This is a genomic window from Pseudooceanicola sp. HF7 (assembly GCF_011806405.1).
GTDB lineage: Bacteria > Pseudomonadota > Alphaproteobacteria > Rhodobacterales > Rhodobacteraceae > Pseudooceanicola.
The window spans coordinates 1-17002 of the sequence record NZ_JAATOW010000009.1 but is presented as its reverse complement, the minus strand read 5'-3'; the positions used below and the strand labels follow the sequence as shown (position 1 = coordinate 17002).

Sequence of the window (17002 nt, the reverse complement as noted above, 5' to 3'; positions counted from 1 at the left end):
GTTGAAACCCTTTTCTCTCAGTGCCGTGGCACATGGAAGACGTGACAGCGCTAACGGGCAAAGATGTTTTGCCGATTCACCGAAAAGGCGACCTTGCACCCCCCTGGGTTCCCCGTTCCGGCGCCGATCAGCGCCATCTGGTGCGGGCTTTCGGGCCGGTTGTTCGGGCAGAGAGGCATCGCCGTGCCGCGCGCGGGTTCCTTCCAAATCCGTTCGTCTTGCCGGGATCATAGCAAGGTAAAGATGCAGCGCCAGCGCGAAACCGGGGGTGCGTATGAGCGCAGACAGCCCCTCGCCCGCCCTGCCACTACCGGGACAGATTGCTTGCGCATTAGGCATAATACCGTCAAATTCCCGACCAGCGGAAAGTAATTTCGCATTATCGGGAGGGATATCATGCTGGACGGAAAACACGCGCTGGTGACCGGCGGGGGGACGGGGATCGGCCTGGCGATCGCGCAGGCCCTAGTGGAGAACGGGGCAAAGGTCACGATCACGGGCCGCCGCCCGGAGGTCCTGGAAGAGGCCGCAACGACCGGCATGTTCCCCCTGGCGATGGATGTCAGCGACGAGGGCTCGGTCCGCGACGGGATCGCTCAGGCCGTTGCCAAGCGCGGTCCGGTCCAGATCTGCGTGGCCAATGCGGGCATTGCGGAGGGGCGCAAGCTGCACAAGACCTCTGCGGAGTTCTGGCGCAAGATCATGGCGACCAACCTGGATGGCTGCTTTTACACGGTCCGAGAAAGCCTGGGCTCCATGCTGGAGACCGACTGGGGCCGGGTGATTGCCGTTTCTTCCATTGCCGGGCTGCGGGGATCGGCCGGCGCCGGGGCCTATGCCGCATCCAAGCATGGGGTCATCGGCATGATGCGCAGCTTTGCGGAGGATTTCCTGGGCAGCCCCTATACTTTCAACTCGATCTGCCCGGGCTATGTCGACACGCCGATCGTCACCCGCAACACCGAAAGCATCGCGGCACGCGCTGGCGTCAGCGATACGGAGGCACGTGACATGATGGTGAAGCTCAATCGCCATCAGAAGCTGATCACCCCGCAAGAGGTCGCTGCCGCAGCGCTCTGGCTTTGCAACCCGATTTGCGAAAGCGTCAACGGAACCGAGGTGCGGATTGCCGGGGGACCGATCTGACCGAAGGCGGCGCGACTAGGTCGCGCGCCTGATCGCGAAAGGGCCGGTGCTCAGGCGCTTTTCAGCATGGGCATCGCGCGCTGCCCGGTTTGCCAGGCGGCGGCGGCCTTGCCGAAGCTTTCGAACAGCGGACGGGAGACCGGGTCGTTCACGGCGTTGTATTCGGGGTGCCATTGCACGGCCAAGGTAAAGCCCGGCGCGCCGTCGATATAGGCAGCCTCTGCGGTGCCATCCGGCGCGGTGCCGTCGATGACAAAGCGCTTGCCGGCCCGCACAACCCCCTGCCCGTGCAGGGTATTTGTCATGACCTCACGCGTGCCCATGAGGTGATGGAAGACGCCGCCGTCGGTGAAGGTCACCTTGTGGCGCAGGGCAAATTTCTCTTCTAGGGTGCCATCGGGGGGCATGCGGTGGTTGCTGCGCCCGGGCAGATCGCGGATCTCAGGATGCAGGCAGGAGCCCATGGCAACCGCCACCTCCTGGAAGCCGCGGCAGATGCCCAGGAAGGGCTGTCCGCGCTCAACGCAGGCACGCACGAGCGGAAGGGTGATGGCATCGCGCGCACGGTCAAAGGCGCCATGCGCCTCTGTCTCTTCCTCGCCGTATTCGGAGGGGTGCACGTTGGGCCGCCCGCCGGTCAGCACGAAGCCATCGAAGGTCTCAAGCAGTTCCTCGACGCTGAGGAAACGCGGATCGGCCGGGATCAGCAGGGGCATCCCGCCCGAGGCCTCTGCCACCGCTTCGGTATTCATCACCCCGCCCGCATGTGTCCGGTAGCTGCCGTCGATCACATGCTGGTTGGAAATGATGCCTATGCGGGGTCTGGTCATGGGGATGCCTCAAGTTTCTCCACCCAAGGTAATGCCCCAGAGAGCTAAAGAAAACGGGAATTGATGTGCGGAGATGCACCACCGAGTGGCAGCGCATCCAAAACCGGCAGCATCACCCCCCGCCTCTTCGGCGGGATCAGTCCAGGGACTCCGTGCCGGACTGGATCGCGGCATCGTCGGTGTCGGTCTCTCCGTCCGTTGCGCTGAAGACCATGGCGACGGCCAGGACCAGGCCGACAAAGACGGCCAGACCGATGCCCCAGATGGGCGCAACGTGGGACTTGGCCTGCTTTTCGGTGTTGGTATCGGGGGCGGACATGGAGTTTCCTTTCCTGTGAACTCACCTACCAAACGTTTACGTCGCCGAAGCGTTCCACGCTTACCCTTGCAATCCCCGCCCCGCGGGCCAAGATCCGGGGGACCGAGAAAAGGATACTTCGATGAAAGACGCAGCCGCCGGCCAATCCGCTGAAACGATCTACCTTGCGGATTACACTCCGCCGGGCTGGCTGATCGAAGACGTCGCGCTGACGTTCCGGCTGGCCCCCGATGCGACCCGCGTGCTCAGCCGCATCCGCTTTGCCCCCAATCCGGAGGGCAGCCAGGAGCGCTTCTTCCTGCATGGCGAGAAGCTGAAGCTGATCTCTGCCGCCATCGACGGCGCCCCCGTCACCCCGGATGTCACCGCAGAGGGGCTGACCTGCGACGTGCCCGACGGCCCCTTCACCTGGGAAGCCGAGGTCGAGATCGCGCCGGCGGAAAACTTTGCGCTGGAAGGGCTTTACATGTCGAACGGCATGTATTGCACCCAGTGCGAGGCCGAGGGTTTCCGCAAGATCACCTATTACCCGGACCGCCCCGATGTCATGGCCACCTTCACCGTGCGGATTGAAAGCGACCTGCCGGTGATGCTGTCTAATGGTAATCCCACCGACAGCGGCCCGGGCTTCGCGGAATGGCACGACCCCTGGCCCAAGCCCGCCTATCTTTTCGCGCTGGTGGCCGGTGAGCTGGTCAACCACCCGGACAGCTTCACCACGAAATCCGGAAAGGACGTGGAGCTGAACATCTACGTCCGCCCCGGCGACGAGGGCAAATGCGCCTTCGGGATGGAAGCGCTGAAAAAATCGATGAAATGGGACGAGGATGTCTATGGCCGGGAATACGACCTGGACATCTTCAACATCGTCGCCGTGGACGATTTCAACATGGGCGCGATGGAGAACAAGGGGCTGAACATCTTCAACTCCTCCTGCGTGCTGGCCTCGCCCGAGACCTCGACGGATGGGAACTTCGAACGGATCGAGGCGATCATCGCGCATGAGTATTTCCACAACTGGACGGGCAACCGCATCACCTGCCGCGACTGGTTCCAGCTGTGCCTGAAAGAGGGGCTGACGGTCTACCGCGACAGCCAGTTCACCGCTGACATGCGCAGCGAACCGGTCAAGCGCATCTCTGACGTGATCGCCCTGCGCGCGCGCCAGTTCAGAGAGGACAACGGCCCCCTCGCCCACCCGGTTCGCCCGGAAAGCTTCAGCGAAATCAATAACTTCTACACCGCCACCGTCTATGAAAAGGGCGCCGAGGTCATCGGGATGCTCAAGCGGCTGGTGGGGGACGAAGCCTATTCGAAGGCGCTTGACCTCTACTTTGAACGCCATGACGGGCAGGCCTGCACGATCGAGGACTGGCTGAAGGTCTTCGAGGATGCGACGGGCCGCGACCTGACCCAGTTCAAGCGCTGGTACTCACAGGCCGGCACCCCGCGCCTGAAGGTCACCGATAGCTGGGAGGGCGGCACCTATACCCTTCATTTCACGCAGGAAACCCCGCCCACGCCGGGCCAGCCCGACAAGCTTCCCCAGGTGCTGCCCATCGCCGTGGGCCTGCTGGGTCCGAACGGGGACGAGGTTCAGGAAACCACGCTGCTCGAGATGACGGAAGCCGAGCAGAGCTTTTCCTTCCCGGGCCTGGCGGCCAGACCCGTACCCTCCCTTCTGCGCGGCTTCTCTGCGCCGGTGATCCTGCACCGGGAGCAGGACAACGCCGAGCGGGCCTTCCTGCTGGCCCATGACACCGATCCCTATTGCCGCTGGGAAGCGGGCCGCGCGTTGGCCAAGCAGGCGCTGCTGGGCATGATCACCGATGATGCGGCGGCCGATCCGGCCTACCTGGGGGCGCTGTCCACCCTGCTGGCGGATGAGACCCTGGACCCGGCCTTCCGCGCGCTGGCCATGGCGCTGCCCTCGGAAGACGACCTGGCGCAGACCCTGGCAGAGACCGGCCATGTGCCCGACCCGCAGCGCATCTGGGAAAAGCGCGAGGAAATGCGCGATGCCATGGCGGGCTTCATGCCCGACCTGCTGGCCCAGCTTTACGAAGCGCACCAGGTGCCCGGCACCTACCAGCCGGAGGCCGCCCCGGCGGCGGCCCGCGCGCTGGCCAACAGCGCGCTTGGCCTCCTGACCCGCCTGGACGGCGGCGAAAGGGCCCGGGCGCAATTCGCGGCGGCCGATAACATGACGCAGCAGCTTGCGGGCCTGTCCGCGCTGCTCAGCATCGGCGAGGCAGAGGAAGAGCTGCAAAGCTTCTACGACCAGTGGCGCCACGACCGGCTGGTGATCGACAAGTGGTTCTCCATGCAGGTGGCCTTTGCCCAGCCCGACCAGGTGGCCGCCACCGCCGCGCGGCTGGCCGCCCACCCGGACTTCGACATGAAGAACCCCAACCGCTTCCGCGCCACCTTCGGCGCGCTGGCGGCCACGCCTGCCGGGTTCCACCATGTCTCTGGCGCGGGCTACGCGCTGCTGGCGGATTGGCTGATCAAGCTGGATCCGCTGAACCCGCAGACGACGGCGCGCATGTGCACCGCCTTCGAGACCTGGAAACGCTTCGACGGCGACCGCCAGCAGATGATCCGCGAGGCGCTGGAGCGCATCCTGGGCCAGGAGGGGCTGAGCCGCGATACCACGGAGATGGTGACGCGCATCCTGGCGGCCTGACCCGCAAGCCGCCGCGCCGGGGTCTGACGGCAGGACAGAGCCCGGCGGGGACGCAGGACACCCCCATCGAGGGGGCGTCCTGCGTGGGGGGCAGAGCCCCCCGCGCCCACGGCACGCATCGCCAGCTGCGGGACCCTCTTGCCCCTTGCCGGACAAGCGCCTAGAAACCCGGACCAAGCCCCCATCCGAAAGGAACCTGCCATGCTGGACCTCACCTACGAGACCCCGAAACCCAAGGTGATCGCCGGAGCGAAACACGATTGGGAACTGGTGATCGGTATGGAGGTCCATGCCCAGGTATCCTCGAAAGCGAAGCTGTTCTCCGGCAGCTCGACGCAGTTCGGCGCAGAGCCCAATTCCAACGTGGCCTTCGTGGATGCGGCCATGCCGGGGATGCTGCCCGTCATCAATGAATTTTGCGTTGAGCAGGCGGTCCGCACCGGGCTGGGCCTTAAGGCAGAGATCAACCTGCGCTCTGCCTTTGACCGCAAGAACTACTTCTACCCGGATCTGCCGCAGGGCTACCAGATCAGCCAGCTGTACCATCCCATTGTCGGCGAAGGGGAAATCCTGGTCGACATGGCGCCCGGCGTGGCCCGCCTGGTGCGGGTGGAACGCATCCACCTGGAACAGGACGCGGGCAAGTCGATCCACGACATGGATCCGTCGATGTCCTTCGTCGACCTGAACCGGACCGGCGTCGCGCTGATGGAGATCGTCAGCCGTCCCGATATCCGCGGGCCCGAAGAAGCCGCCGCCTATCTGACCAAGCTGCGCCAGATCCTGCGCTACCTCGGCACCTGCGATGGCAACATGCAGAACGGCAACATGCGCGCCGATGTGAACGTCTCTGTCTGCCGCCCGGGCCAGTACGAGAAGTACATGGAAACGCAGGATTTCTCTCACCTCGGCACGCGCTGCGAGCTGAAGAACATGAACTCCATGCGCTTCATCCAGATGGCCATCGATTACGAGGCGCGGCGGCAGATCCAGATCTTGGAATCGGGCGGCGAGATCGTGCAGGAAACGCGCCTTTACGATCCGGACAAGAACGAGACGCGCTCCATGCGGTCCAAGGAAGAAGCCCACGATTACCGCTACTTCCCCGATCCCGACCTGCTGCCGCTGGAGATCGAACAGGGCTGGGTGGACGATATCGCCGCCTCCCTGCCTGAGCTGCCGGATGAGAAAAAGGCGCGTTTCGTCAAGGACTTCGGTCTGAGCGAATACGATGCCTCCGTGCTGACGGCAGAGGTGCCCAACGCGGTCTACTTCGAAGAGACCGTGGGCGTCGCCGGAGACGGCAAGCTGGCCGCCAACTGGGTCATCAACGAGCTGTTCGGCCGCCTGAAAAAGGACGACCTGGACATCGGCGACAGCCCCGTCAGCCCGCAGCAGCTGGGCGGGTTGATCAAGCTGATCAAAGCCGATGAGATCAGCGGCAAGATCGGCAAGGACGTCTTCGAGATCATTTTCACCGAGGGCGGCGATGCCGCTGATATCGTTGAGAAAAAGGGCCTCAAGCAGGTGACGGACACCGGCGCGATCGAAGCCGCCGTGGACGAGGTCATCGCGGCCAACCCGGCGCAGGTCGAGAAGGCGAAACAGAACCCGAAACTGGCGGGCTGGTTCGTGGGCCAGGTGATGAAAGCCACCGGCGGCAAGGCCAACCCCAAGGCCGTGAACGAGATCGTGGCAGCCAAGCTGGCGCAGTAATTCCGGGGCATTCCGGGCGGTGGGTTTCCCCCACCCCAAACGGTTCCAGGGCGGGGTTTTCCCCGCCCTTTTTCGTGTCTGAAACCTATGTCGGTGGCACGTCTGTTTCGCGTCGGTATCACGTCGGTATTACGTCGGTGTGCTCCGCACGGTGGGGCAGGATGCGGTTAACCTCTTGTTCGCTTTTGGGGCAGCTCCCGTGGCGTCAACCTATGGAACGTCCCCGGAAAGGGGGGTGTTGGGGGGGTACATGCGGCGGGCCCACAGGCCCCGCATCACACCAAAATCCAAGAGTTCGAGGAGGATGTTCAATGAACATGAACACGCTTCAGCACCGTTTCGACGGGAAAGACGCCTATCCGACACGGCTCGCGGAGGCTGAAGACCTGCGTGAGAGACAAGATCCGGTCCTGTGGAAGGACTGGAGCGAAGATGCCCCCATCTCCCGTGCCGAGGCGGCGCATTACGAGGAAAAGGGCTATCTGGTCCGCAGGGATCTGTTCAGCGAGGACGAGCTGCGCTACCTGATCGATGCCTCGACAGAGCTGCGCGAAAACGGCCAGCGGATCGCGGAAGAGGACCTGGTGACTGAGCCGGGATCGAATGCGGTGCGCACCGTTTTCCGCCTGGACGAGCACAGCGAGACCTTCGCACGCCTGGCGGCGGATGAACGGCTGGCCAATGTCGCACGCTTCCTTCTGGGGGACGAGGTCTATCTTCACCAGAGCCGGCTGAACTACAAGCCGGGCTTCACCGGCAAGGAGTTCTACTGGCACTCCGATTTCGAGACCTGGCATGCCGAGGACGGGATGCCGCGGATGCGGGCGGTCTCTGCCTCTGTCCTGCTGACGGACAATTCCGCGCTTAACGGTCCGCTGATGCTGATCCCCGGATCCCATCGGCGCTTCGTGGCCTGCCAGGGCGAGACACCCGATGCCAACCATGAGACGAGCCTGCAGAAACAGCAGGTCGGCGTGCCCTCGCCCGAGGTGCTGGAGAAGCTGGTGGCAGAGGCCGGCCTGGACGCGGCAACCGGCCCGACGGGGACCGTTGTCTTCTTCGAGTGCAATACGCTTCATGCCTCAAACGGCAACGTGACGCCCTATCCGCGCTCGAACGCCTTTTTCGTCTACAACGCCTTTTCCAACCAGCCGGAGGCGCCCTTTGCCGCCAGCAAGCCGCGCCCGGCCTTCCTGGCCAACCGGGGCGCCGATGCGCCGTTGACGCCACGGCGCGGCGACCTGCTGCGCGACTGAGGCGAGGTCCGCAACCGGCCCACAGCAGGGCCGGATCAGGGCCGGAGGGCGGCATCCCGCCTTCCCGTCCGGGTCCGGCCGATAGGGGCGCAGCCTTCGGGCGACAGCTGGCCGACAGCGCGCGCAGGCCCCCTTGCCCCCGCCCCCTGCCCTGATAGGCTCCGCCCGAAAAGGAGCCCTCATGACACTCTATCTCTCGCCTCCCATGGAGCTGAAGCCGGACTGGATCGATTACAACGGTCACCTCAACATGGCCTATTACGGGGTGCTCTTCGATCTTGGGCTGGAGCCGTTCCAGGAAGGGCTGGGCCTGGGTGAAAGCTACATGACGGCAGAGGCGCATACGACCTACACGGCCGAGTTCCGCATCCGCTACCTGCAGGAGCTGCACCTGGGCGCAAAGGTTCGCACATCGGTGCGGGTGCTGGACGTGGGCCCCAAGGCCTATCACTACGCCCAGGAGCTGATCCACGAGGATGGCTGGGTGGCCGCCACCGGCGAGGGGATCAGCCTGCATATCGACCAGTCCGGGCCGCGCGTCGCCCCCTATAAACCCGAGCAGAAGGCCGCGCTGGAGGCTGCCATGGCGCTGCATGCCGCCACGGAGGTGCCCGATTGGGTCGGCGCCCCCATGCGCATCCGCAAGTAGGGGTCTTGTCTTTCGCGCCGCAGGGTGCATCTAGGGATGGGTCCCAAGGGACCGCAGGAACGGGCAGCGCAAAGAAGGAGAGGGCCGGATGAGCCGTTACGAATACAAGGTGGTCCCCGCCCCCACGAAAGCGCCCAAGGCGCGCGGGGTGAAGACCAGCGAAGGCCGCTTTGCCCTGACGCTGGAAGAGCTGATGAACGAGATGGCGGCGAAAGGCTGGGAATACCAGCGCGCAGAGATGCTGCCGCAGGAAGAACGCTCTGGCCTGACGGGCAGCACGACGACCTATCGCAACGTGCTGATCTTCCGCCGTGCCCTGCAAGAGGAATACGCCGCCGAGGTCATGGAGCCCGCCACCCCCGAAGAGACGCCCGTGGTGGCGCTGTCGGGCAAGGCGACGCAGCGGCTGGGATCGGCCAATGCCCCGGAAGGCGCGCGCGGCGCAGTCCTGACGGCGCGCAAATCCGACGATGACGCGCCAGAGGTCGACGAGACCACGCACCACGAGACCGGCGACGACGAGTCCGGGGACGAGGCCAGCCCTCACGCGGCAGAGCGCAAGGCGCGCAGCGAGGGTTCTTACAGCTGAGACTGCTTCCAGCCGGGCCGACCTGGAATTGAACGGGCGAGCCGACCCGCCGGCTGTTGCCGCCGGGTCGGCTCCACGCCCTTAGCTTTCGAGTTCCAGCGCCAGCGCGTGGATTTCGCCCATCAGGTCGGGGCCGATGGCGCTATGCACGGCGCGGTGCTTGGCGATCCGGCTCTTGCCGGAAAGGCTGTCCGCGCGCATCCGCACACGAAAATGGCTTTCGCCGCCTTCCTGGAATCCGGCATGGCCCCGGTGGCTTTCGCTTTCATCGAGAACATCAAGGGATTCCGGGGTGAAGGCCTGTTCCAGCCGCCTGCGGATCTCTGCCTGTCTGGTCATATTTTTTTCCACTCGCCTCTTCAATCTGACGCCACACAGTCTAAACTGACGCGCCTGACTCGGAAAGACCGCTCCCCCCGGAAAGGAACCAAGATGCCAAAGAACGATCCCTTCGGTTTCGACATGTCGATCTCTTCTGCCAAGAAGAAGACGAACCGCGGACGCCGGGGCATGTCCGGCGCGTCCGAGACCTCGACCCGGGTCTGCGAACATGAAGGCTGCCAGGAAGCCGGCAAGTACCGCGCGCCCAAGGCGCCGGATGTGCTGGATGATTACTACTGGTTCTGCAAGGAACACGTGCGCGAATACAACCAGCGCTGGAGCTTCTTCGACGGCAAGACCGAGGCCGAGATGAACGCCCAGATGTCCCATGACAAGGTCTGGGACCGCAAGACCAAGCCGTTCACCGACCCCGAGGCGCGCGCCTGGGCACGGCTGGGCATCGAGGATCCCCACCAGGTGCTGGGCGAGAACGCCACCCAGAACCCCGGCAAGACCGGGGGTGCACAGCGCCGCCTGCCGCCGACCGAGCGCAAGGCCATCGACATCCTCGAGGTCAAGGAAACCGCGAGCAAAGCCGAGCTGCGCAAGGCCTACAAGGCGCTGATCAAGGTGCTGCACCCGGACATGAACGGCGGCGACCGCAGCCAGGAAGAACAGCTGCAACTGGTGGTCTGGGCCTGGGATCAGCTCAAGGACAGCCGCAACTTCAAGTAAGCTGCGGGCGGGTCTGTCTGGACAGGATGGCCCGAAGGCGTGGAGACATGGGAAAGGCTCGCCGCTTGGCGGGCCTTTTGCCTTTGCAATCCAGAGGCGTCTCTGGCGGGCACGCGGCGGAACAGTCGCGCGGGCCGTCGCGGATGTCCCGGGAGGCGCAGGCCGACCAACGGGCGGCGGCCCCTCGATGGGGCCGCGGCGCGTCCCTAGCTTCTCAGGGGCGCAGTTCGGCGACTTCGGGCATCTCCGCCCCGGGAATGGCGGCTTCGGCGGGGCGCAGGTATTCGCCCAGCCCCGCAAGGCCCAGCAGGCCCAGGACAAAGAGCGATGCGACTTGGCGGCGTCCGACATGGGCGATCATCACGGTCTTTACCTCACTTGGCTTGCACACCGCCCGGCACGGCCCGGCGGTAGTGGGGGTTTAGACAAGCTTTCGCAAAGAGCCGGTTAATCGCGCCGCTGCGCCCCGCAACAAGCCGGGGAGCATTTCCTTCAAATTTTATCGACAGGCTTTGGAGGGCAGGCTTTCGGGGCAGACCTCAAGGGCCGGGTTCAAGACCCGGCGCCGCTTCACGTGTCCTGGCGCCTAGTCGAAGGTCTGGCGGAACTCGGCTTCCGCGGCATTCAGGGTGGAGTCCGGCGTGCCGGTCTCCCGCGCGATGTCCAGCATGCGGCGGGCCTCGTCCCGGTTACGGGGGATGTATTTCCCCTCCATGATCAGCTCTGCCAGGCGCACGGCCATTGTGCCGTAGCCCCCCTGGAAGATCGCCGCCTCTGCATAGCCCTCGGCCCGGTCGAAATCCTGAGGGACGGCTTCGCCGATGATCAGGTACTGGACGTAGTTCGACATGGCCGGCGGATAGCCCTGGTCCGCGGCCCGGTGGAACCACTCCGCCGCCGCAACGCGATCCCCCTTCGGAAGCCCGAAGGCAGAGGGCACGCTGGTGATGGCGGTGCAGTCGTCGCCCATGTCATAGATCATGCCGATCACGTTCATGTAGGGCGCGCGCTGTTCGGCAAAGGTGTCCTCGGCGATCTCCTTGAGGAAGCGCCAGTTGCCGACCGCCTGCGCCATGCTCTGGGCGTTCGTGATCTCTTCCATGCAGATCTGGCTCAGGATCTCCAGGGCATGGCTGCGCGCGGGTTCGAAGCTGTCGACGGGCTTGGCATCCTGGGCGGCGGCGCTGCCGGCGATCAGGCTGAGCCCGAGGGTCAGGGCCGTCAGCCGCAGACGCGGGCGGGTTTTGTTGCCCGTGGGGCGGTGGGACGTGGCGCTATGCATGGGGCAGGCTCCTTTGGGCGGATGCGGATGGGGTCAGGCTAGGGCCAGCCCGACAGCGCCCACAAGCTATGGGAACCTAGAAAAGCGCCGAAAACCCGCGCGGCTGGCGAAGCAGAAACCCCGGCCAAGCGAGGGGAAAGCGGGACCGCAGGTCCCTGCCCTGCCGCCCGCAAGAGATGTGGGGAGCCGGGGCGCGTTGTGTGGGCGCGCCTAGGCTTGTCAGCCCTGCACCACGGCCCCGGTCGCCAGCACGGCGCCTGTCGGGGCGCCCGTGGGCGAGCCGCCGAAGGGTTCATCGGAGATCGCCAGCACCGCGCCCGGCAGCACCTCTGCCAGCTCCGTGGGCAGCGCCACGGCCTGGCGCTCTGCCGCTTCGGGCCAGACCACGACAGAGACTGGCGCGGCATCGCCCGCGATCAGCCAAAGCTCATAGGAGCGCCCGGAGGGGGCCTCGGGCCCCAGCCGTTCGATGCTGAGCTCCCCGCTGCCGGGATCATAGGCGGCGGTGAAATGGGCCGCGCTCTGGGCAGTCCCGATCTCTGCCAGAAGGCCCGGCTGGGGCGGCGCAAGCAGGTTGGATTGCACCACCAGGACGCCCAGCATGGCCGCCACCATCGCCCCGCCCAGCCAACGGCCAAGACGGAAGCGGGCGCTGCGCGCCGGATGCGTTGAGGCCGCATGGGTTTCGGGCCAAAGCTCTGTCTCTATCGCGCGCCAGACGCGGCGGGGCGCCTGGCGGGGCGGGATCGTATCGGTCATGGCCACGAAATCATCCGCCCAGCCGGCGGTGATATCGCGCAGCGCGGGTTCTGACGCGAGGCGGCTTTCAAAGGCGGCAGCCTGCCCGGGGCTGAGCAAACCCAGCACGTATTCAGCCGAAAGAATCCGGTCCCCGTCACCGGGGGCGGCCCCTTCGGGCAGGATATGATCGCCATCGTCGCTCATCGCGTCAGACATTCCCTGAGTTTGAGCAGGCTGCGGCGCAGCCAGCTTCGCATCGTGTTGATCGGCACGCCGAACCTGTCGGCGAGCTCCTGGTAGGTCAGCCCCATCAGGTAGGCGCCCTGCACCGCTTCGGCGCGGTCTTCGGGCAGTTCTTCAAGACAGCCAAGCAGCAGGGCCCGTTCAGAGCCCGCGATGGCGGCTGCTTCCGGAGTGGGATCGGAGGAGGCGATATCCTCGGCCTCTGCCAGTTCCGCTCCGCCGGCGCGCCGGGCCCGCAACCTGTCGATCGCGGTATTGCGCGCGATGGTGATGAGCCAGGTCATCGGGCTGTAGCCCCCGGCATTGTAGCGCCCGGCCCCGCGCCAGATCTTGATGTAGGTTTCCTGTATGGCCTCTTCGGCTTCCGTTCTTGTTCCCAAGACACGCAGGGCAACGCCAAAGAGTTTCGCCGATGTCAGCTGGTAGAGCTCCTGGAAGGCGGAGCGGTCCGCAAGGGCGGTGCGCGCGATCAGATGTTCGATGTCTTCCAGCGTCGCCATTGTGCCCCACCTCCCTGCCGTCCACGTCTTTCGCCCGCTTGCTGAGCAAGTCTTCGTCCCGTCACGGCCCGCGCTTTTTTGCCCTTTCGCTCACCGCCCGCTTCGATATTGTGCGGCGAGGGTCCGGGCGCCGGACCGAAAAGGGAACGACAAAGGACAGACCGACCATGGCCGACGGATCGCTCGATATCAACGCCAAACCGACCGAGGAATTCTCTGTCCGAGAGACCTTTGGCATTGATACGGATATGGTGGTCAAAGGGTTTGACGAGAAAACGGACCGTGTTCCGGAGCTTGACCCGACCTACCGATTTGACCCCGATACCACGCTCGCCATCCTGGCAGGCTTCAGCCACAACCGTCGCGTGATGGTGCAGGGCTATCACGGTACGGGCAAATCCACCCATATCGAACAGGTCGCCGCGCGGCTGAACTGGCCCTGCGTGCGGGTCAACCTGGACAGCCACATCAGCCGGATCGACCTGATCGGCAAGGATGCGATCAAGCTGCGCGACGGCAAGCAGGTGACGGAGTTCCACGAGGGCATCCTGCCCTGGGCGCTGCGCAACCCCACCGCCATCGTCTTCGACGAATATGACGCGGGCCGCGCGGACGTGATGTTCGTGATCCAGCGGGTGCTGGAGACGGACGGCAAGCTGACCCTGCTTGACCAGAACGAGATCATCACCCCGAACAAGCATTTCCGTCTGTTCGCCACCTCCAACACCGTTGGCCTGGGCGACACGACGGGCCTGTACCACGGCACCCAGCAGATCAACCAGGCCCAGATGGACCGCTGGTCGCTGGTGGCAACGCTGAACTACCTGAGCCATGACGCGGAAACCGCGATCGTGCTCAGCAAGGCGCCGCATTACAACAATGAGAAGGGCCGCAAGACCATCGCGCAGATGGTGACGCTGGCCGGCCTGACCCGGACCGCCTTCATGAACGGCGACCTGTCGACGGTCATGAGCCCCCGGACGGTGATCAACTGGGCCACCAATGCGGAGATCTTCCGCAACACGGGCTATGCCTTCCGCCTGACCTTCCTCAACAAGTGCGACGAGCTTGAACGCCAGACGGTGGCCGAGTTCTACCAGCGCTGCTTTGACGAGGAACTGCCGGAAAGCGCCGCCGTAGCCGCGGGCTGACGCCTTTAGGGCTGGCGGCAGTGCTGTCGCCAGCCCCTTTCCTGATCCCCGCCCTTCCCAACGGGTGCCCCCCGCTTGGCGCCGGATCCGGACGCAGAGCAGACGCCGGACCGCGGGTCGCTCTGATATCTTATTTCTTCACAATGTGTTAAGCTCCGTCACGACCGCAGCGTGAACGGATTGGCAAGGTCTTTGCGCCTAGGCTGCCCCCGGATTGGCGGCAGCTGGCCCGGCGCGGATCCTGCGCCCCTGTCTGCCGTCCATCCCGATTGCCCCGGTGCGACCGGGGCCCAGCCCGGAGGTCCGTCATGGCCTGGCAGAGATGCCCTCGGGCGGTGGGGCTGCTGCTTGCGCTGGCCCTTGCGCCCTTGTGTCCCACCGTCCTGCGCGCCGCGCCCACCATCGCCGGGGCACCCGCGCCCGATGAGGCATTGCGCCCCGCTCCCCTGCCGGAGATCGTGCGGCTGTTTGCCACCTGCGCCGGGCGGCTCTCTGCGGTGATGGAGCATGAATGGCTGCTCTCTCGCCCCGGTTCAGAGGCGACCGCGCTGCGGCGCAGTCGCATGCTCGACCTGCTGGAGGCCGTCACGGAGGAACGCAACGCGCGGCGCATCCTGACCCTGCGGATCGAGGCCAAGGCCGCCCAGGCACGCCTGCTGCGCCGCGCGGCCTTTTCCCTGGTCGCGGCAGAGGCATCGCGGGCAGAGGCCGCCGCCGGCAAATTCATGGTCCGGTGCGACGCGCTGTTGCCCTAGCCCCTGCGCGCCGTCGCGCGATAGTGAACTGAGACGCTTCGCGGGTGACTTTCCGGCCTGAACCTGTAGATTCCCCCAATGCGTTACCCTGTTCTTTTCCCCCTGCTTGCCCTGCCCCTGCCCGCCATTGCCGCGATCGAGCGCCACCCGGCGCAATGTGCGGCACTCTGGTCCGGGGTGGTGGCCCTGGCCGATGCCAACCCCGGCATTTTCGAAGAGATGCCCAATGCGCGCCAGTTGGCGGAGGATTTCACCCGCATGGCCGGGCCGAAAGCCGAAGAGCGGATCGCCCATGAAACCCCCGATTACGCCCTGATCGCCAAGGCCGCCTTGCTGCAGAAAGACAGGCTTTCGCGGGAGATTTTCGACGAGATCGCGGAGGATTGCGCCTGGGTGGAGGATTGATCCCGCAGAAGCGCTTGCCTGCCACCGCGCAGAGTGCTTTACAAATCGCATGAACAAGCCCAGCGACAATCCCGCCGATCCGTTCAAGAAGGCCCTGGCCGAGGCCACCAAGGTCATGGCCGACGATTCCGAACTGAACATCTCCTACTCGGTCGATCCGGCCGGCAAGAGCGGCGATTCCGTCCGCCTGCCGCAGATCAGCCGCCGCCTGACGAAGGAAGAGGTGCTGCTGGCCCGCGGCACAGCCGATGCGCTGGCGCTGCACCACAAGTACCACGACGTGCCCACCTTCAATCGCTATGCCCCTGACGGCCAGATGGCGCGGGAGCTGTTCGAGGCGATGGAGACCGCGCGGTGCGAAGCCATGGGCGCGCGGGACATGCCGGGCACCGCCGGCAATATCGATCACAAGATCGCCGCCGAGGCCAAGCGCGCCGGCTATGCCGGAATCACCGAACAGAAGGACGCGCCCCTTGCGACGGCGGCGGGCTACCTGATCCGCCACCTGGCCACGGGCCGCCCCCTGCCCGAGGGCGCGGAGAACGTGATGGAGCTCTGGCGGCCCTTCATGGAGGAGCGCGCGGCGGAAACGCTTGAGGACCTGCAGGAAAAGATCTCTGACCCGGCGGCCTTTGCCAGGTTCGCCCGCAAGATCATCGAGGACCTGGGCTACGGCGACCAGCTGGGCGATGACCCGGACGGAGAGGACGACGAGGCCGAAGACGAGGCGCAGGACGGCGAGGAAGAGGAACAGGATCCCGATTCCACCGGCTCTGACGACAGCGAAGAGCAGCCAGAGGCCAGCCCCGAGGACAGCCAGGAGCAGCAGCAGGACCAGTCCGATGCCCAGGTCAGCGCCGACGACATGGCCGACCAGGAAGCCGGCGAAGAGGCCGAGATGCCCGAGGGCGAGGCCCCGCTGGATCCGCCTCCGCCGACGCCGATCAGCGAGGCCGACCCCAATTACACCGTCTACATCCGCGATTTCGACGAAGAGGTCGCGGCCGAGGACCTGGCCGATCCGGCAGAGCTGGAGCGCCTGCGCGCCTACCTGGACCAGCAGCTTGACCCGCTGAAGGGGGCCGTGGGCCGCCTGGCCAACAAGCTGCAACGCCGCCTTCAGGCCCAGCAGAACCGCAGCTGGGATTTCGACAAGGAAGAGGGCGTGCTGGATGCCGGCCGCCTGGCCCGCGTGGTCGCCAACCCGACGACCCCGCTGTCCTTCAAGGTCGAAAAGGACATGGAGTTCCGCGACACCGTGGTGACGCTGCTGCTGGACAACTCCGGTTCCATGCGGGGGCGTCCGATCTCCATCGCGGCGATCTGTGCGGATGTGCTGGCGCGCACGCTGGAGCGCTGCTCTGTCAAGGTGGAGATCCTGGGCTTTACCACCCGCGCCTGGAAAGGCGGCCAAAGCCGTGAGAAATGGCTGGCCGATGGCCGCCCGCAACAGCCCGGCCGCCTGAACGACCTGCGCCACATCATCTACAAGCAGGCCGATGCGCCCTGGCGGCGCAGCCGCGAGAACCTGGGCCTGATGATGAAGGAAGGTCTGCTGAAGGAGAACATCGACGGCGAGGCGCTGGAATGGGCGCACCGCCGGACGGCATCGCGGCGCGAGGCACGCAAGATCCTGATGGTCATTTCCGACGGCGCGCCGGTGGATGATTCCACGCTC

At 65.4% G+C, this 17002-nt stretch carries 18 protein-coding genes; 11 read left to right on the top strand and 7 right to left on the bottom strand.

Annotated elements, in window-relative coordinates; translation table 11 throughout:
- Positions 1-393: 393 nt before the first annotated feature.
- Complete coding sequence (locus HCZ97_RS06990; RefSeq protein WP_167688088.1) at positions 394-1146, top strand: SDR family oxidoreductase; 753 nt, start codon at positions 394-396, stop codon at positions 1144-1146.
- Between the two features lie 50 nt (positions 1147-1196).
- Here the strand turns inward: HCZ97_RS06990 and HCZ97_RS06985 are convergent, their stop codons facing one another.
- Together HCZ97_RS06985 and HCZ97_RS06980 are read right to left on the bottom strand one after the other, a co-directional pair.
- On the bottom strand, positions 1197-1976 hold the full coding sequence (locus HCZ97_RS06985; protein WP_167687976.1) for a gamma-glutamyl-gamma-aminobutyrate hydrolase family protein: 780 nt from the start codon (positions 1974-1976) through the stop codon (positions 1197-1199).
- A 136-nt stretch (positions 1977-2112) separates the two neighbouring features.
- The gene (locus HCZ97_RS06980) at positions 2113-2295 is read right to left on the bottom strand and encodes a hypothetical protein (RefSeq protein ID WP_167687975.1); all 183 of its coding nucleotides are present in this window, start codon (positions 2293-2295) and stop codon (positions 2113-2115) included.
- Positions 2296-2416: 121 nt separating this feature from the next.
- Here HCZ97_RS06980 and pepN point away from each other — a divergent pair, with 121 nt between their 5' ends.
- The 5 genes from pepN (at position 2417) to HCZ97_RS06955 (ending at position 9191) form a co-directional block, all read left to right on the top strand.
- Positions 2417-4981: an aminopeptidase N gene (pepN, locus tag HCZ97_RS06975; protein ID WP_167687974.1), complete on the top strand. Its 2565-nt coding sequence runs from the start codon at positions 2417-2419 to the stop codon at positions 4979-4981.
- 201 nt (positions 4982-5182) lie between these two features.
- A complete protein-coding gene (gene gatB, locus HCZ97_RS06970; protein WP_167687973.1) occupies positions 5183-6697 on the top strand; it encodes an Asp-tRNA(Asn)/Glu-tRNA(Gln) amidotransferase subunit GatB in 1515 nt (504 codons plus the stop codon).
- Positions 6698-7008: 311 nt separating this feature from the next.
- Positions 7009-7953, top strand: coding sequence for an ectoine hydroxylase (gene thpD, locus HCZ97_RS06965; RefSeq protein ID WP_167687972.1), 945 nt, complete (start codon positions 7009-7011; stop codon positions 7951-7953).
- A 181-nt stretch (positions 7954-8134) separates the two neighbouring features.
- Complete coding sequence (locus HCZ97_RS06960) at positions 8135-8602, top strand: thioesterase family protein (RefSeq protein ID WP_167687971.1); 468 nt, start codon at positions 8135-8137, stop codon at positions 8600-8602.
- An 88-nt stretch (positions 8603-8690) separates the two neighbouring features.
- Positions 8691-9191, top strand: coding sequence for a DUF4177 domain-containing protein (locus HCZ97_RS06955; protein ID WP_167687970.1), 501 nt, complete (start codon positions 8691-8693; stop codon positions 9189-9191).
- 81 nt (positions 9192-9272) lie between these two features.
- Here the strand turns inward: HCZ97_RS06955 and HCZ97_RS06950 are convergent, their stop codons facing one another.
- Positions 9273-9530 carry a BolA family transcriptional regulator gene (locus HCZ97_RS06950; protein ID WP_167687969.1) on the bottom strand — a complete coding sequence of 86 codons (258 nt, stop codon included), beginning with the start codon at positions 9528-9530 and terminating at the stop codon, positions 9273-9275.
- 93 nt (positions 9531-9623) lie between these two features.
- On the opposite strand from HCZ97_RS06950, the gene HCZ97_RS06945 reads away from it, so the two are divergent.
- Positions 9624-10247, top strand: a complete 624-nt coding sequence (locus tag HCZ97_RS06945; RefSeq protein WP_167687968.1) for a J domain-containing protein — start codon at positions 9624-9626, stop codon at positions 10245-10247.
- Positions 10248-10461: 214 nt separating this feature from the next.
- On the opposite strand, the gene HCZ97_RS06940 is transcribed toward HCZ97_RS06945, so the two are convergent.
- The 4 genes from HCZ97_RS06940 to HCZ97_RS06925 all read right to left on the bottom strand — a co-directional run bounded on the left by HCZ97_RS06940 (position 10462) and on the right by HCZ97_RS06925 (position 13013).
- Positions 10462-10608, bottom strand: coding sequence for a hypothetical protein (locus tag HCZ97_RS06940; RefSeq protein WP_167687967.1), 147 nt, complete (start codon positions 10606-10608; stop codon positions 10462-10464).
- 225 nt (positions 10609-10833) lie between these two features.
- Positions 10834-11529: a tetratricopeptide repeat protein gene (locus tag HCZ97_RS06935; protein ID WP_167687966.1), complete on the bottom strand. Its 696-nt coding sequence runs from the start codon at positions 11527-11529 to the stop codon at positions 10834-10836.
- Between the two features lie 219 nt (positions 11530-11748).
- The gene (locus HCZ97_RS06930; protein ID WP_217701739.1) at positions 11749-12486 is read right to left on the bottom strand and encodes an anti-sigma factor; all 738 of its coding nucleotides are present in this window, start codon (positions 12484-12486) and stop codon (positions 11749-11751) included.
- Positions 12471-13013: a sigma-70 family RNA polymerase sigma factor gene (locus tag HCZ97_RS06925; RefSeq protein WP_167687964.1), complete on the bottom strand. Its 543-nt coding sequence runs from the start codon at positions 13011-13013 to the stop codon at positions 12471-12473. Before HCZ97_RS06925 ends, HCZ97_RS06930 begins: the two co-directional genes overlap by 16 nt.
- 167 nt (positions 13014-13180) lie before the next feature.
- Between HCZ97_RS06925 and cobS the strand changes: the two genes are divergently transcribed.
- From cobS to HCZ97_RS06905, 4 genes are all read left to right on the top strand, one after another.
- Positions 13181-14164, top strand: a complete 984-nt coding sequence (gene cobS / locus HCZ97_RS06920; protein WP_167687963.1) for a cobaltochelatase subunit CobS — start codon at positions 13181-13183, stop codon at positions 14162-14164.
- Between the two features lie 308 nt (positions 14165-14472).
- On the top strand, positions 14473-14919 hold the full coding sequence (locus HCZ97_RS06915) for a hypothetical protein (RefSeq protein ID WP_167687962.1): 447 nt from the start codon (positions 14473-14475) through the stop codon (positions 14917-14919).
- A gap of 78 nt (positions 14920-14997) precedes the next feature.
- The gene (locus tag HCZ97_RS06910; RefSeq protein ID WP_167687961.1) at positions 14998-15324 is read left to right on the top strand and encodes a hypothetical protein; all 327 of its coding nucleotides are present in this window, start codon (positions 14998-15000) and stop codon (positions 15322-15324) included.
- 49 nt (positions 15325-15373) lie between these two features.
- The coding region (locus tag HCZ97_RS06905) for a cobaltochelatase subunit CobT (protein WP_167687960.1) at positions 15374-17002 on the top strand (1629 nt) is incomplete at its 3' end.

What these genes read in the sequence shown, in the direction of transcription:
- HCZ97_RS06985 (WP_167687976.1), bottom strand. Translation starts at nt 1,976, where the DNA reads ATGACCAGACCCCGCATAGGCATCATTTCCAACCAGCATGTGATCGAC.
- HCZ97_RS06980 (WP_167687975.1), bottom strand. Translation starts at nt 2,295, where the DNA reads ATGTCCGCCCCCGATACCAACACCGAAAAGCAGGCCAAGTCCCACGTT.
- pepN (WP_167687974.1), top strand. Translation starts at nt 2,417, where the DNA reads ATGAAAGACGCAGCCGCCGGCCAATCCGCTGAAACGATCTACCTTGCG.
- gatB (WP_167687973.1), top strand. Translation starts at nt 5,183, where the DNA reads ATGCTGGACCTCACCTACGAGACCCCGAAACCCAAGGTGATCGCCGGA.
- thpD (WP_167687972.1), top strand. Translation starts at nt 7,009, where the DNA reads ATGAACATGAACACGCTTCAGCACCGTTTCGACGGGAAAGACGCCTAT.
- HCZ97_RS06960 (WP_167687971.1), top strand. Translation starts at nt 8,135, where the DNA reads ATGACACTCTATCTCTCGCCTCCCATGGAGCTGAAGCCGGACTGGATC.
- HCZ97_RS06955 (WP_167687970.1), top strand. Translation starts at nt 8,691, where the DNA reads ATGAGCCGTTACGAATACAAGGTGGTCCCCGCCCCCACGAAAGCGCCC.
- HCZ97_RS06950 (WP_167687969.1), bottom strand. Translation starts at nt 9,530, where the DNA reads ATGACCAGACAGGCAGAGATCCGCAGGCGGCTGGAACAGGCCTTCACC.
- HCZ97_RS06945 (WP_167687968.1), top strand. Translation starts at nt 9,624, where the DNA reads ATGCCAAAGAACGATCCCTTCGGTTTCGACATGTCGATCTCTTCTGCC.
- HCZ97_RS06940 (WP_167687967.1), bottom strand. Translation starts at nt 10,608, where the DNA reads ATGATCGCCCATGTCGGACGCCGCCAAGTCGCATCGCTCTTTGTCCTG.
- HCZ97_RS06935 (WP_167687966.1), bottom strand. Translation starts at nt 11,529, where the DNA reads ATGCATAGCGCCACGTCCCACCGCCCCACGGGCAACAAAACCCGCCCG.
- HCZ97_RS06930 (WP_217701739.1), bottom strand. Translation starts at nt 12,486, where the DNA reads ATGTCTGACGCGATGAGCGACGATGGCGATCATATCCTGCCCGAAGGG.
- HCZ97_RS06925 (WP_167687964.1), bottom strand. Translation starts at nt 13,013, where the DNA reads ATGGCGACGCTGGAAGACATCGAACATCTGATCGCGCGCACCGCCCTT.
- cobS (WP_167687963.1), top strand. Translation starts at nt 13,181, where the DNA reads ATGGCCGACGGATCGCTCGATATCAACGCCAAACCGACCGAGGAATTC.
- HCZ97_RS06915 (WP_167687962.1), top strand. Translation starts at nt 14,473, where the DNA reads ATGGCCTGGCAGAGATGCCCTCGGGCGGTGGGGCTGCTGCTTGCGCTG.
- HCZ97_RS06910 (WP_167687961.1), top strand. Translation starts at nt 14,998, where the DNA reads ATGCGTTACCCTGTTCTTTTCCCCCTGCTTGCCCTGCCCCTGCCCGCC.